Consider the following 14,255-nt stretch of genomic DNA (forward strand, 5'->3'; position numbering starts at 1 on the left):
GATCCACATTTCGTTTCACAATTGAAATGATCATTTCAAATCAGAAATGGACGCGCGCATAATAGACGGACTTCACCAGCTTCGCCGCGAGCCGCCCAGCCTTGAGCACACCTCCTTTCGAACCCGTCCAGCGCCCCCGCATCTGGGCCGTGAGTATCAGCCGCCTGCGCGATCTGTTTTTCGACATCGCGGGCGAATACGTGGAACGCGCGGACCTGCGCATCGTCTCGCACGGTTTCGAAGACGCCGTGCGCGAGATCGACGCCGCAGGCGCCGGTCGCCCGGATGTCGTGATTGCCGGCGGCTCGAACGGCGCGTATCTGAAGACACGCGTGTCGGTGCCGGTCGTGTTGATCGGCCCGACCGGCTTCGACGTGATGCATGCGCTCGCGCGGGCGCGACGCGACGGAGCAAAGGTCGCCCTCGTTACGCACGGCAACACGCCTGACGAAGTGCGCCGCTTCGTCGCCGCCTACGCGCTCGACGTCACCTTCGCCTCTTATCAATCGGCGCAGCACGCGGAGAGCGTCGTGCTCGATCTGCGCGATCGCGGCATCGACGTGGTGGTCGGTCCTGGAATGGTCACCGATCTCGCGGCGAATGCCGGCATGGGTGCGGTGTTCCTGTACTCGCGCGCGTCGGTGCGCGCGGCCTTCGACACCGCGCTCGAAGTCGCGCAGGCCACGCGGCGCGAAACGATCCGGCGTCAACGGCTCGACAATCTGCTGCAGCATCTGCGCGACGGCGTCGTCGCGCTCGACGCGCAAGGCCGCGTCGAAGCGATGAACCAGCGCCTCGCCGGCGTGCTCGGCCTCGAAGCGGCGAAGGCCGTGGGCCGCGTGCTGCTCGAACTCGCGCCCGATCTCGCGGGCAGCCTGCCGGACGCGGACGGCGACGCGTTGTGTACGGTGCGTGGCGTGAGCTATGTCGTGCATCGCGGGCCGCTGGCGAGCAGCAGCGCGGCGGCGGGCACGGTGCTGACGTTTCAGGAATCGCGCGCGGTCGAGCGGCTCGACCGCACCTTGCGTTCACGCCAGCGCGTGCAGCAGTTCAGCGCGCGTTACCGGCTCGACGATATTGTCGGCGCGTCCGATTCGATCGAACGCGTGCGCGCGCTGGTGCGGCGCTATGCCCGTTCGGACGCCACCGTGCTGATTCTCGGCGAGAGCGGCACGGGCAAGGAAATGGTCGCGCAGAGCATGCATCAGTTGAGCCCACGGCGCGACTTCGCATTCGTCGCGATCAATTGCGGCGCGTTTCCCGAGGCGCTGCTGGAGAGCGAACTGTTCGGCTACGAGGAAGGCGCGTTCACCGGCGCGCGCAAGGGCGGCAAAGCGGGATTGATCGAAGTCGCGCACCGCGGCACGCTGTTTCTCGATGAAATCGGCGAAATGCCGCTGTCGCTGCAAAGCCGGCTTCTGCGCGTGCTGCAGGAACGTGAAGTCGTGCGGCTCGGATCGACGGAGCCGACACGTGTGGATATTCGCGTGGTCGCGGCGACGCATCGCGCGTTGACCGAGGGCATCGAAGCAGGCAGCTTTCGCGCGGACCTCTACTATCGGCTCAACATTCTGAGCATCGCGCTGCCGCCGCTGCGCGAACGGCCGACCGACCTGCTGCCGCTCGCCGTCGAACTGCTGCTGCAAGCCGCCGCGCGCGAACCGAGGCTCGCGGCGCGCCTGCCGGACGCGGCCGCCGCCGAGCGCCTGCTCGCCACGCTCGCCGAACCGCTCAAGCGCTACGCGTGGCCCGGCAATGTGCGTGAATTGCAGAACGTGATCGAACGGATCGCGGTCGAACTCGCCGATGTGGATGTGGATGCAGACGCAAATGCGGACGTGGGCGCAATATCAGCAGGCGCCGCCGCACCCGTTCTCACCCGCGACATGTTGCGCACGGTCGCGCCTGAAATCGTCGAGCCGCACGCGCGCACGAAAAAAGCCGCGCTAACCCTGCGCGAACGCAGCCGTCACGTGGAAGCCGACGAAATCCGCGCCGCGCTCGCCGCGCACGACGGCGACCGCGACGCGGTCTGCGAGGCGCTCGGCATCAGCAAGACGACGTTATGGCGGAAGCTGAGCGCGACGCAGTAGGCGCGCTACTCAAGCCATTCAAGCCACTCAAGCCGCTCGCGCCGCCATGCCGCGCCGCGTTGACCCCGGCGCGCGCGATGAACATGCTGGGCGTCATGCCGCAGCATCGCTTGAAATGGCGGCCAAAGTGGCTTTGATCGAAGAACCCAACCTCCGTCGCCACCACCGATCCCGGCACACCTTCGAGCAGCAGCGTCTGCGCACGCTGAATCCGCAGCCCGCACAGATACCGGTAGGGCGACGATCCGTATTGCTGCCGGAACACCGTGGCGAAGCGCGACACGCTGAGCGCGGACAGCGCGGCAAGCTGGGCGAGCGTCACGGGTTCGTCGAAATGGTCTTCGATGAACGCGCGGGCCGCATTGAGACTGACGGACTGTTTCATGACGTCACGATGGTCGAGCGGGCCGCCGGCTGTTTCGCGAAACGCCGGATGGAAAACGCGTCGAGAGGAATCGGCGTAGTGCCCGTATCGACGAGTTCCGCCAGCGTTTCGCCGACGCCCGGGCCGATCTGAAACCCCGAGCCGCTGAAGCCGAACGCGTAGAACAGACCGTCGACCTGACTGCTCGGACCGATCACCGGTTCGCTGTCGGGCAGATAGCTTTCCACGCCGCTCCACACGCGAATCACATGCAGCGGCGCCAATGCCGGCACGAGCCGGCGCATCTGCGCAAGTTGCCGCACGGTGTTGATCGGCAACACCGAAGCGCGGCTCGTCACCGCGTCGGCGGGACCGGGCGGACCTCCGCCGACGATGATATTGCCGCGCGGAATCTGCCGAAAATAAATGCTCTCCTCCTTGATCGACGTAAACACGCCCATCGACGACTTGAACACGTACGGCACCGGCTCCGTCACGCACATTTGCGGCCCGCGCGTGGTGAGCGGCGCGGATTCGCCGAACTGCTCAGCCAGCCGGCTCGCCCACGCTCCGGCGCAGATCACGAGTTGCGCCGCCCAGTACACGTCACCGCGCGCGCTTTCCACGCGAAACCGTTCGCCGTCTTTTTCGACGCGTACGATTTCCGTGTCCTCGATCACCTGCGCGCCCAGCCGGGCCGCCGCGCGACCGAACGCGGGCGCGGCGAGACGCGGATTGGCGTGGCCGTCGAGTGGCGAGATCGAAGCCGCCAGCACCTCGCGGCCGAGAAACGGAAAACGCCTGAACAACGCTTCGCCGTGCAGCACTTCGAGTTCGAGACCGTAGGCGCGCGCATCGATCGCGTACTGCTCGAAGTTCTCGACGTCCTTCTGGTGGTAGCACACGCGCGTATGTCCCGACGGCAGAAACTCGACGTCCTCGCCGAGCAGTTCCGTCGAGCGTTGCCATGTGCGCAGCGCGCGGTTCGCCATCGCCAGTTGCGATAACGCACGGCCCTGACGGCGAACGCCGCCGAAGTTCACGCCGCTCGCCTGCTGGCCGGTGAGTCCGCGTTCGAGCAAAATCACCGAGCGGTTGCGCCGGCGCAGGAAGAACGCTGTCGTCGTTCCCATGATGCCGCCGCCGATCACGATCACATCGGCTTCGTTGCGGGTCGTCGCGTTCATTTGCTCACCTCGGCGCTTACCGCTTCGCTTACTACTTCGCTTGCTACTTCGGTCAGCGCCACCGGCAGCGGTTTGACCGGCGCCTGGCCGCGCAGCCGTCCCACGGAAGACAGCGGCACACATGCCGCCGCCGCGATGATTTCCGCGCCTGCGTGGCCGCAATAGCGCCCCTGGCAACGACCCATGCCGACGCGCGAAAACGCCTTCGCGCGATTGGCTTCTTTAGCGCCGGTCGCCTGCACCACGCGACGCAATTCGCCCGCCGTGATCGCTTCGCAACGGCAGACGATCGTTTCGTCCGGCAGCGACGCGGCGAATTTCGCCGGCCACGGAAACGCTCCACGCAGACCTTGGGCAAATCGCGAGAAGCGTGCGAGTTCGGCGCGCAAGTGCTCCACGCCGTCCACCGCTATACCGTGGTCCTCCAATGCGGCCAGCGCCGCGAGACGGCCCGAGCGCTCCGCTGCATCCGCGCCGCGTACTCGCGCGCCGTCGCCCGCAAGATAGACGCCCTTGATGCTGCTGCGGCCGTCGGCATCGATCTGCGGCAGCCACTGCTGGGCGTTTTCGTCGAACACGAAGCGGCAGCCCGCGAGGTCCGCGAGTTGCGTTTCGGGCCGCAGGTGATAACCGAGCGCGACGGCATCGCACTTGAATTCGAGGCGCTTGCCACCGGGCAAGGCGACTTCGACCGCGCTCACGCCGTCTTGCGCCGAGCCTTTGATTTCGAGCGGCTCCACGCCGCGATGAACCGGCACGCGCGCGTGGGCCAGCACGCGCGTCAACGCAATGCCTTTTCTGAGCGCGGCGGGAATCGCCAGCAGGCGCGGCAACGCGGCCACGCGTTGCATGAACGTCGAAGTGTCGAGCACCGCGGCAACCTGCGCGCCCGCCTTCACGTACTGCGCGGCCACGAGATACAACAGCGGGCCGCTGCCCATCATCACGATGCGCGAGCCGATCGCGCAGCCTTGCGACTTCAGCGCGACCTGCGCGCCGCCGAGGCTATAAGTGCCGGCCTGATGCCAGCCCTTAACCGGCATTAGCCGATCCGTCGCACCGCTGCAAACGATCAACGCGTCGAAGGCGAGCGACCGATACCGCGTGCCGCTCACCAGATGCACGGCGTTCGGCGAGATGTTCCAGACCAGCGTTTCCGGCAAATAGTCGATCCGGCTCTTCAACGCATCGAAGCTCTGATGCAGCGACGTGGCACGCTCGGCCTCGGTGCCATAGAGCGTCTCATAGCTGCGCGAAAACCCTTCCGGTTGACGTCGATAAATCTGCCCGCCGTCGCGCCGGCCTTCGTCGATCACGACAGGCCGCAGCCCCGCTTCCGCGAGCGCCTGCGCGGCGCGCACCCCCGCCGGCCCAGCGCCGATGACGACTACGCGCGGGGCCATTCACCCTCCCCGGCTTGCGCCAGCTTCGTGACGATCGACATGCCGGGCAGCGCGGGCGTGCTGCACGCGCGCACGCGCTCGCCTTGCGCGGTCCACACCCAGCAGTCCTGGCACGCGCCCATCAGACAGAAACCGGCGCGCCGGCCATCGCCGAATTCGGAGTCGCGCAGCGTGGCGGTGCTGGTGAGCAGCGCGACCATCAGCGTGTCGCCTTCGGCGGCCTCGCGCACGACGCCGTCCACGGTGATCGGAAAGGTCTTGCGGCCCGTTTCCGCGACGCGTACAAACCGTCCGCTCATGCCGGGGTCGCCTCCACGGTCTGCAAACGGTTCAGTTCGGCGGCCGGATGGTGGCACAGAATCTCCGCGCCCGAAGGCAGCTTCTTCAACGAAGGCGGCGTCACGTTGCACTTGCCGTCGATACGCACCGGGCAGCGCGCGCGGAACGAGCACAACTCGGCGATGTCGGCGCTCTCGCCCATCGCCGGCAGGGCGGTCGCGACGATGTCGCGGCGCGCGTCGAGCCAGCCGGGTTTCAACGCCGGCACCGAATCGACCAACAAGCCCGTGTACGGGTGATACGGCGGCGCCGCCAGCACCTCGCGCTGCCCCGCTTCCACGCGATGTCCCGCGTACAGCACGATCACTTCGTCGCAGATCGCGCGCACCGTCGAAATATCGTGGCTGATGAACATGTACGACACGCCCAGTTCGCGCCGCAATTCGGCGAGCAGATCGAGAATCGCGGCGCCGACCACCGTGTCCAACGCGGATGTCACTTCGTCGCACAGTATCAACGCAGGCTCGGCGGCGAGCGCGCGCGCCAGATTCACACGCTGCTTCTGGCCGCCGGAGAGTCCGGCCGGCGTGCGCGTGGCGATCGAAGCCGGCAGCTTCACCAGATCGAGCAGGTCCAGCATGCGTTTCTTCGCGGCCGAGCCGCGCAGATGGTGATAGAACGCAAGAGGCCGCCCCAGAATATCGGCGATCGAATGGCTCGGATTGAGCGCCGTATCGGCGTTCTGAAACACGATCTGGATTTGCCGATACTGCTCCGGCGTGCGGCGGGAGATTTGCGCGTTCAACGGCTCACCGTTGAACAGCACCTCGCCGCGCGCCCGGTCGACCAGCCCCGCCACCACACGCGCGAGCGTCGTCTTGCCGGAGCCGGATTCGCCGATCACGCCGAGCGTGCTGCCGCGCGGAATCGACAGACTGACGTCGTCGAGCACGCGCACGGCAGGCGCGCCTTGCCGGTCGATGCGTCCATAGCCCGCCGACAGTCCGCGAATCTCCAGCAGCGGCGGCACGTGCTTGCCAGGGTTTTGCGGCAACGTCAGCACGGCTTCCGGACGCCGCGTCGCGGCCAGCAACTGGCGCGTGTACGCATCCACGGGCGCGTCGAGCACTTGCGCGACCGCGCCGTTCTCCTTCACCGCGCCGCCGTTCAACACGACGATGCGGTCCGCCATTTGCGCGACCACCGCCAGATCGTGCGACACGTACACAGCCGTGGTGCCGAGTTCGCGAATCACCTTCTTGAAGGCCGCGAGCACTTCGATCTGCGTGGTGACGTCGAGCGCGGTGGTCGGCTCGTCGAACACGACGACGGCCGGATCGGTGATCAAGGCCATCGCCGCCATCAGGCGCTGCAACTGACCGCCGGATACCTGGTGCGGATAGCGCTCGCCAATAGTTTCCGGCGCGGGCAGCGCGAGCGAACGGAACAGTCCGATCGCCTTGGCGGACGCCGCTTCTTTCGACATCAGGCGATGCAGCAGCGCCGGTTCGATGACCTGATCCATGATCGTGCGCGCCGGATTGAAGCCGGCCGAGGCGCTCTGCGCGACGTACGCGACGGTGCGCGCGCGCAGCGCGCGGCGCCCCTTTGCATCGAGCGACAACACCTCGACCTCGCCGACGCGCACCGACCCGCCGCTGATCGCGCAGCCCGCGCGCGCATAGCCGAGCAGCGACAGCGCGATGGTGGTCTTGCCCGAACCGGACTCGCCGATCAGCGCGAGCACTTCGCCCTTCTTCACCGAGAAATCGACGCCCTTGACGATCTCCGTCACCGGCCCCGGCGCCGCACCTGCGACGACTCTCAGGCCCTTCACTTCAATCATGTCGCGCTCAGCCATCACGCACCTCCATGCTTGCGGCTGCGACGCCGCAAGTTGTCGATCAGCAGATTCATGCCGATGGTCAGCGTCGCGATCGCGATGGCCGGCATCAGCACGGCGGGCGCGCCTTCCGACAAGCCGCCGATGTTCTCGCGCACGAGCGAACCCCAATCGGCGTTCGGCGGTTGCACGCCGAGGCCGAGGAAGCTCAACCCGCTCAGCAGCAGCACGATGAACACGAAGCGCAGGCCGAAATCGGCGAGCATCGGATGGATCATGTTGGGCAGCACCTCGACCCGCGCAATATAGAAGATGCCTTCGCCGCGCGCCCGAGCCACCTGCACGTATTCGAGGCTCATCACGTTCACCGCGAGCGAGCGCGAAATGCGGAACGCGCCGGGAATGTAGGCGGCCGCGGCGACCGTCGTCAGCATCGGAATCGACGACCCGAACGCGGCGATCACGACGAGCGCGAGCACCTTGCTCGGAATCGAAATCAGCGCGTCGAACAGGCGGCTCAGAATTTCATCGACCACACGGCCCGACACCGCCGCGAGCAGCCCGAAGAACGTGCCGATCACACTCGCGAGCACTGCTGCAGCGAGCGCGAGGCCGACGGTGTAGCGCGCGCCGTAGAGAATCCGGCTCAGCATGTCGCGGCCGAGATAGTCGGTGCCAAGCGGATACGCCGCGCTGTAACGGCCGAAAATTTCCGTCGAGGTCAGCGCGCCGCCTTTATACGGCGCGACCAGCGGCCCGATGAACGCGACCAGCAGCCAGAACGCCACCATCAGCAGACCGATCAGGCCGAGTACGGAAAAGCGGTGCACGAGACGTTTGAACACGCCCTGTTTCAGCGGCGCCACTTCGACAGGCGCAGGCTCGACGACCAGTTCGTCGCGGCGCACGTCGTACAGCTCCGTGCCGGCGTGAGGAACATGGTGGGGATTGGTAGGTTGGCTCATCATCGACGCAGCCTCGGGTTGGATACGATTTGACACAGGTCGGCGATCAGCACGAGCACCAGATACGCCGCGCAGAACACCATGACGCAGCCCTGCACGAGCGGCATGTCGCGGTTGGTCACCGCGTCCACCATCAGGCTCGCGAGGCCGGGATAATTGAAGATCGACTCGACGATCACCACGCCGCCGAACAGATACGACAAGCTCAGCGCCACGGCATTGGCGATCGGTCCGATGGTGTTCGGCAACACATGCCGCCACACCACGCGCACCGGCGAGGCGCCCTTGAGCAAGGCCATTTCCACGTACGACGAATTGAGCTGATCGAGCACCGCGGCGCGCGTCATGCGCGCCATCTGCGCGACCAGCACGCAGCACAGCGTCATCACCGGCATCGCGTAGATGCGCAGCAGCGCGCCGAACGAATGCACTTCCGACAGATACGACAGCGCCGGCAGCCAGCGCAGCTTCACCGCGAAGATCAGCACCGCGATGGTGGCGATCAGGAATTCCGGCACCGCGACCGTGGAGAGCGTCAGCACGTTGAGCGTGCGGTCGAGGAGCGAGCCGCGGAACATCGCCGACGAAATGCCGATCAGCAGCGCTACCGGCACCGAGACCACCGCCGTCAGTCCGGCCAGCACCAGCGAGTTCGGCAGACGCGTCGCGATCAGTTGACTGACGGGCAGATTGTTCGACAGCGAGATGCCGAAGTTGCCGCTGACCACATGAAGCAGCCACACCAGGTAGCGTTGCAGCGCGGGCTGGTCGAGGCCGAACTGATGCCGCAGGGCAGCCACGGCTTCGGGGGTTGCCGCCTGGCCAAGCGCCTGCTGGGCCGCGTCGCCGGGCAGCAGCCCGGTGACGGCGAACACGACTGCCGACACCAGCAGCAGCGTAAGCAGCGCGAGGCCAAGGCGCGCGGCGATGAGACGTTGCGCATGTGCTTTCATCGAGAATCGCCTCCATTGCAGTTGAAGCTGCGCGCCGCCATGAGGCGGCGCGTGTATTGCAGGGCGTGCCCCCGGTCGAGCTCAGGCTTCGAGCCAGACGTTTTCCGCGAACATGTAGCCCATCAATCCGGCGAGAGGAATGGAACCGAGGCCCTTGAGCTTGTTCGGGTACGCGTCGAGCGAACTCTGGAACAGCGGAATGCCGATGCCGCCCGTTTCGTGTACCAGCACCTGCATGTCACCGTACAACTGCTTGCGCTTGACGTCGTCCGGTTCGCCGCGTGCCTGCAGCAGCAACTGGTCGAATTTCGGACTCTTCCAGTTCGCCTCGTTCCACGGTGCGTCCGACTTGAAGAACTGCGTGAAGATCACGTCGGCGCTCGGCCGCGCGTTGATATTGCCGAAACCCAACGGATGCTTCATCCAGTGATTCGACCAGTAACCGTCGGCCGGTACGCGCGATACCTGCAGATTCAGACCGGCTTGCGGCGCGACCTGCTGAAGGAACATGGCCATTTCAACCGAGCCTTCTGCCGCCGGCGACGCGAAAATCTGGATGGGCGCGCTGCCCACCTTGGCTTTCTGGAAATGGAACTTCGCTTTGTCCGGATCGAAGGCGCGCTGCGGCAAGCCGGCCAGGTAGTACTTGTTGGTCGGATCGATAGGCTGATCGTTGCCGATGGTTCCGTAACCCTGGAAGATCGCGCGGCGCATCTGCTCGCGGTCCTGCAGGTACATCATGCCGCGACGGAAATCGTCGTTGCCGGTAATGCCGCCATCGTCGCGCACGATCAGGTCGGTGTACACGCCGCTCTTCGTCTCCAGCACCGAGAAGCCGCTCGCAGCCTTGATCTGCGTGGTCGAACGCGGGCTCACCGCGTTGATCAGCTGCACGTCGCCGGAAAGCAGCGCGTTCACGCGCGCCGATTCGTCGCCGATGCCGATCAGTTCGACTTCGTCGAGGTGCGGCAGGCCCGGCTTCCAGTACTTCTCGTTCCTCACGCCGATCGTGCGCACGCCCGGCGAGAATTCCTTGACCTTGAACGGGCCAGTGCCGATCGCCGTTTTGAAATCCTTGGTGCCGTCCTTGATGATCTGGAAATGCGAGGTGGCAAGGATCACCGGCAGATCGGCGTTCGGACCGACCAGCGTGATCGTCACTTCGTTCGGGCCCGTGGCCTTCACGTCCTTGATCTGATCGGCGAGCGTCTTCGCCTTGGAGGCCGTGGCCGGATCCTTGTGGCGCATGATCGAGTAGACCACGTCCGCCGGCGCGAGCGCTTTGCCGTCGTGGAACTGCACACCGTTGCGCAGCTTGACGACCCACACGGTGGCGTCTTTCGTATCGAGCGAGGTCGCCAGCGACATCTTCGCGCCGAGATGCGAGTCGAGTTCGGTCAGGCAGTTGTAGAACATGAAGCCACGAGCGTAATCGGTGCCGAGCGAGCCCTTCGCGGGATCGAGCGTATCAGCCGCGGAGGCCGACTGCGTCGCCACGCGGATCTTGCCGCCCTGCCTGGGGGTGGCTTGCGCCAGGGCCTCACCGCTCGCGGTCAGCAGGCCGGCGCCCGTCACCGACATCATCCCGGCTGCCGCCATCGCGCGCAGCACACCGCGCCGCGACGCACCTTTGGCAGTCAACCGCTCCAGCTCGCTGCCGAGATGAAGAGCGCCATGTTGCGAGTTTTCCTTATTCATCGAACTTCTCCGCGAGGGTAACAGTGAGGGTGAGCAGACCTGGCTGCGTGGTTTTAATTGCCAATCGAACAACGAACAATTAATAAAAAATATCTTTGATACGGTAGTACGTGCCCACCAGCGGCAGGAACCAGGGCTTGCCGGTATGGCCGGGAATCGCGGGCCACTCCGACTCGCGCCACGGGTTTTTATCTTCGTGGCCGTCCATCACGTCGGCCATCACCTGGCCCATGTGGGTCGACATCTGCGTACCGTGGCCGCTGTAACCCATCGAGAAATAGATGCCGTCGTGCTGCCCGGCATGCGGCAGACGGTCGGCGCTCATATCCACCAGACCGCCCCAGCAATAGTCGATGCGCGCGCTCGCGAGCGTCGGGAACATCGCGGCGAGGCCTTCCTGCAAAATGCGTCCGCTCTTCGCATCCGACGGGCGTTCGGACGCCGTGAAGCGCGCGCGGCCGCCGAACAGCAACCGCGAATCGGGCGTCACGCGGAAGTAGTTGTGCATCAAACGCGTGGTCGTGTACGCGCGCCGGTTCGGAAACACTTGCGCCAGCAGCTCGGGCGACAAGGGTTCCGTCACCACGATGAACGAACCGACCGGCGCGAGGCGCCGCCGATACCAGCCGAAAGGACCGTGCCGCGACGGACCGGTCGCGATCAGCACCTGCTTCGCCCGCACTTCGCCGCGCGCCGTGGTAATCCGATAGCCGTTGCCGTCTTTTGCGATGGCGGTGACCGCCGCGTTCTCGTACAGCTTCGCGCCGCGACGTACCGCGGCCTCGGCGAGACCGACCGTGAACTTGCCCATGTGCATCTGGCCGCCATGCCGTTGCAGCAACCCGCCGTGAAAACTGTCGGACTGGATTTCGCTGCGGATACGGCTGCGGTCGATTAGTTCGATATCCGTATCGACTTCACGGCGAATCGCCTCGGCCGTCTTCTCCAGATGCGCGAGGTGATGCGGCTTGGAGGCCAGCTTCAGCTTGCCGGTCGCGATGTAATTGCAGTCGATGTTCTCCTCGCGGATCAGACGCTCGACCGTGTCGACCGCATCCGAAAACGCGCGGTAGCAGGCGCTCGCGCGCTCCACACCGAGTTGCGCGACCAGCGCGACGAAGTCTTGCGCGACGCCGGTATTGACTTGCCCGCCGTTGCGCCCGGACGCGCCGCCGCCGATGCGGCCCGCGTCGAGCACGGTCACCGCGGCGCCGCGCTTGCCCAACGCTTGCGCCGCCGAGAGTCCGGTGAAGCCGCCGCCGATCACCACCACGTCGGTCTGGCCGTCGAGCGGACCCTCGCTCGCCGAAAGCAGGGGCGGCGCGGTGTCGAGCCAGTAGGAATCGAGCTTCATCCGGTCTGTCCTTGAGATGGGCGATGAGCGTGAAAACCGGCGCTTACAGGCCGAGTTCCGAAGCCAGATGCGGAATGTCGTTGACCTCGTAGTACTGGTAGTACGGCGTCGACGGTTCGTGGCCGCGCTTGACAAAGGCCTTGTGCTTGATGCCCATGTCGTGCGCGGTCATCAGGTCGTAGCGCAGGCTCGACGACACGTGCAGCACGTCTTCCGGATTGCAGTTCAATTGATCGAACATGTATTCGAAGCCTTGCATGCGCGGCTTGTACGATTGCGCCTGCTCCGCCGTGAAGACTTTATAGAACGGCGCGCCGAGCTTGTCGACGTTGCTCTGGATCTGGTTGTTCGAAGCGTTCGAGAGAATCACCAGCTTGTACTTCTTCGCGAGTCGAGCGACGCCTTCCGGCACGTCCGGGTGCGGACCCCAGGTCGGCACGGCGTCATAGATGCTCTGGGCGCCCGCTTCGTTGAATTCGACGTTCATGCGCTTGCAGGCGCGGCGCAGCGCATTGACCACCACATCGCGGTACGGCTTCCATGCGCCGAGCACTTCGTCGCGACGATAGCCCGAGTAGAACGCGATGAGCTTTTCCAGGTCTTCACCGTTGAGCAGGTGGCCGTACTGTTCGCGCGTCATCTCGGCCATGCGGAATTTCGTCAGCGTGCCGTAGCAGTCGAAGGTGATGTATTTCGGTTCGAATTCGATCATGGTGCAGTCCTATCGTGATGGTGAACCCGCTATGGGAGCTCATTGGCGAAAACAGTGATTGCTCATCCCTGTTAAAGATTTAATCAGCGCAAAAACATAGATGTCCCTGATTAGGGCGTTGCTGGTGACACAAATCATGCGTTTTGAGGCCGCTGACAGCACAGAATGCGGCGATCGGGCTGAAAGCCTTGCCCATACTGGGTTTGCGGCTGGAATACCGGGTGCTCATCGGACGTGCATCGGGTTCCTGTATGACCGGCCGGTGGTTCGTGCGGTGCGTTTCGTGAACGCTTCCTCCATGACAAAATCGTAGAGCCGCGGGCGTGGCATATGTCGCCGACAAAAATCGCCACGCAGCAGAACCCACCTGTAATGCGCGCCCGGACCTGGCGTTTTGCATCGAATTTCGAGGCGGGCCTTTCCACGGGTCGTGATAGAAAGATCGTCCTAGTCACACCGCGCACCGGATGACACAGTGACGGCGTAAGCCTTCAGTCAATCAGGGAGTACGGCGTGTCCGATTCGATAACCGATTCGATTACCTATAGACGCTTCACCCTCGACGACATCGCCGCCGCGCACGCGTTGACGGCCGAAGTCAAATGGCCGCATCGCACGGACGACTGGAGATTCGTCGTACAGCTGGGCGTGGGTTTCGTCGCGGAAGACGCGAGCGGCGTGATCGGCACCGCCCTGTGCTGGAAATACGGCGCTGAGCGTGCCTCGCTCGGCATGGTGATCGTGTCGCCGGCGCAACAAGGGCGCGGCATCGGCAGAAAGCTGATGGAGCTGGTGCTCGAGGAAGTGGGCGACCGCGTGACGTTCCTGCACGCCACTCCCGCCGGCCAGCCGCTCTATGAAAAGCTCGGCTTTTGCGCGGCCGGCACGCTCGATCAGCATCAGGGCGCGGCGTTCCAGCCGCCGCTCGTATCGCTGCCGCCGGGCGAGCGTTTGCGCCCGCTCGGCTCGAGCGACACCGCGCGGCTGGTCGAACTGGCGTCCCGGGCCAGCGGTCTGGATCGCGCCGAAGTCTTGCCCGCGCTGCTCGGCACCGCCGACGGCATCGCGCTCGACCGCGACGGCGAACTGATCGGCTTCGCGCTGTTTCGCCGCTTCGGACGCGGCTTTGCGATCGGTCCGGTCGTCGCGCCCGCCTCGGAAGATTCAGCCCGCGCCAAGGCTCTCATCAGCCACTGGCTGGCGCTGAACGAAGGCGTATTCGTGCGTATCGACACACCAGGCGAAAGCGGCCTTACGGATTGGCTAGAACAGTTGGGCTTGCCGCGCGTGGATACGGTGATCAAAATGGTCCGCCCCGCCACGCCTGGCGAACTCGCGAACGGCGCCCAGGACGCGCAATACCTGCAATACGGCATCATCAACCAGGCGATCCTCTAACCCATC

General features: G+C 65.2%; 12 protein-coding genes. 2 read left to right on the forward strand and 10 right to left on the reverse strand.

Features of this window, described 5'->3' with window-relative positions:
* Positions 1-101 precede the first annotated feature (101 nt).
* Positions 102-2,093 carry a propionate catabolism operon regulatory protein PrpR gene (gene prpR / locus BPHYT_RS30155; protein ID WP_012427922.1) on the forward strand — a complete coding sequence of 664 codons (1,992 nt, stop codon included), beginning with the start codon at positions 102-104 and terminating at the stop codon, positions 2,091-2,093.
* On the opposite strand, the gene BPHYT_RS30160 is transcribed toward prpR, so the two are convergent.
* From BPHYT_RS30160 to BPHYT_RS30205, 10 genes are all read right to left on the reverse strand, one after another.
* On the reverse strand, positions 2,050-2,478 hold the full coding sequence (locus tag BPHYT_RS30160) for a helix-turn-helix domain-containing protein (RefSeq protein WP_012427923.1): 429 nt from the start codon (positions 2,476-2,478) through the stop codon (positions 2,050-2,052). The genes prpR and BPHYT_RS30160 overlap by 44 nt on opposite strands.
* A complete protein-coding gene (locus BPHYT_RS30165) occupies positions 2,475-3,644 on the reverse strand; it encodes an NAD(P)/FAD-dependent oxidoreductase (protein WP_012427924.1) in 1,170 nt (389 codons plus the stop codon). The genes BPHYT_RS30160 and BPHYT_RS30165 overlap by 4 nt, the downstream gene beginning before the upstream one ends.
* Positions 3,641-5,047, reverse strand: a complete 1,407-nt coding sequence (locus tag BPHYT_RS30170) for an FAD/NAD(P)-dependent oxidoreductase (RefSeq protein WP_012427925.1) — start codon at positions 5,045-5,047, stop codon at positions 3,641-3,643. Before BPHYT_RS30170 ends, BPHYT_RS30165 begins: the two co-directional genes overlap by 4 nt.
* Positions 5,032-5,346, reverse strand: coding sequence for a (2Fe-2S)-binding protein (locus BPHYT_RS30175; RefSeq protein WP_012427926.1), 315 nt, complete (start codon positions 5,344-5,346; stop codon positions 5,032-5,034). Before BPHYT_RS30175 ends, BPHYT_RS30170 begins: the two co-directional genes overlap by 16 nt.
* On the reverse strand, positions 5,343-7,187 hold the full coding sequence (locus BPHYT_RS30180) for an ABC transporter ATP-binding protein (protein ID WP_012427927.1): 1,845 nt from the start codon (positions 7,185-7,187) through the stop codon (positions 5,343-5,345). Before BPHYT_RS30180 ends, BPHYT_RS30175 begins: the two co-directional genes overlap by 4 nt.
* Positions 7,187-8,137 carry an ABC transporter permease gene (locus BPHYT_RS30185; RefSeq protein WP_012427928.1) on the reverse strand — a complete coding sequence of 317 codons (951 nt, stop codon included), beginning with the start codon at positions 8,135-8,137 and terminating at the stop codon, positions 7,187-7,189. Before BPHYT_RS30185 ends, BPHYT_RS30180 begins: the two co-directional genes overlap by 1 nt.
* A complete protein-coding gene (locus BPHYT_RS30190; RefSeq protein WP_012427929.1) occupies positions 8,134-9,087 on the reverse strand; it encodes an ABC transporter permease in 954 nt (317 codons plus the stop codon). Before BPHYT_RS30190 ends, BPHYT_RS30185 begins: the two co-directional genes overlap by 4 nt.
* An 81-nt stretch (positions 9,088-9,168) precedes the next feature.
* Complete coding sequence (locus BPHYT_RS30195) at positions 9,169-10,785, reverse strand: ABC transporter substrate-binding protein (protein WP_012427930.1); 1,617 nt, start codon at positions 10,783-10,785, stop codon at positions 9,169-9,171.
* Positions 10,786-10,864: 79 nt separating this feature from the next.
* Positions 10,865-12,139, reverse strand: coding sequence for an NAD(P)/FAD-dependent oxidoreductase (locus BPHYT_RS30200; RefSeq protein ID WP_012427931.1), 1,275 nt, complete (start codon positions 12,137-12,139; stop codon positions 10,865-10,867).
* A 43-nt stretch (positions 12,140-12,182) separates the two neighbouring features.
* On the reverse strand, positions 12,183-12,851 hold the full coding sequence (locus tag BPHYT_RS30205; protein ID WP_012427932.1) for a haloacid dehalogenase type II: 669 nt from the start codon (positions 12,849-12,851) through the stop codon (positions 12,183-12,185).
* Between the two features lie 525 nt (positions 12,852-13,376).
* Between BPHYT_RS30205 and BPHYT_RS30210 the strand changes: the two genes are divergently transcribed.
* Positions 13,377-14,249 (forward strand): GNAT family N-acetyltransferase, encoded by an 873-nt coding sequence (locus BPHYT_RS30210; protein ID WP_041759755.1) that lies wholly within the window; start codon positions 13,377-13,379, stop codon positions 14,247-14,249.
* The last annotated feature ends 6 nt before the right edge of the window (positions 14,250-14,255 follow it).

This window comes from Paraburkholderia phytofirmans PsJN, assembly GCF_000020125.1.
In the GTDB taxonomy this organism is placed as follows: Bacteria; Pseudomonadota; Gammaproteobacteria; order Burkholderiales; family Burkholderiaceae; genus Paraburkholderia; species Paraburkholderia phytofirmans.

Bases quoted from the DNA above. Each gene is read 5' to 3' on its own strand.
- BPHYT_RS30160 (WP_012427923.1), bottom strand. From the start codon at position 2,478: ATGAAACAGTCCGTCAGTCTCAATGCGGCCCGCGCGTTCATCGAAGAC.
- BPHYT_RS30205 (WP_012427932.1), bottom strand. From the start codon at position 12,851: ATGATCGAATTCGAACCGAAATACATCACCTTCGACTGCTACGGCACG.
- BPHYT_RS30180 (WP_012427927.1), bottom strand. From the start codon at position 7,187: ATGGCTGAGCGCGACATGATTGAAGTGAAGGGCCTGAGAGTCGTCGCA.
- BPHYT_RS30190 (WP_012427929.1), bottom strand. From the start codon at position 9,087: ATGAAAGCACATGCGCAACGTCTCATCGCCGCGCGCCTTGGCCTCGCG.
- BPHYT_RS30200 (WP_012427931.1), bottom strand. From the start codon at position 12,139: ATGAAGCTCGATTCCTACTGGCTCGACACCGCGCCGCCCCTGCTTTCG.
- BPHYT_RS30195 (WP_012427930.1), bottom strand. From the start codon at position 10,785: ATGAATAAGGAAAACTCGCAACATGGCGCTCTTCATCTCGGCAGCGAG.
- BPHYT_RS30185 (WP_012427928.1), bottom strand. From the start codon at position 8,137: ATGATGAGCCAACCTACCAATCCCCACCATGTTCCTCACGCCGGCACG.
- BPHYT_RS30170 (WP_012427925.1), bottom strand. From the start codon at position 5,047: ATGGCCCCGCGCGTAGTCGTCATCGGCGCTGGGCCGGCGGGGGTGCGC.
- BPHYT_RS30165 (WP_012427924.1), bottom strand. From the start codon at position 3,644: ATGAACGCGACGACCCGCAACGAAGCCGATGTGATCGTGATCGGCGGC.
- BPHYT_RS30175 (WP_012427926.1), bottom strand. From the start codon at position 5,346: ATGAGCGGACGGTTTGTACGCGTCGCGGAAACGGGCCGCAAGACCTTT.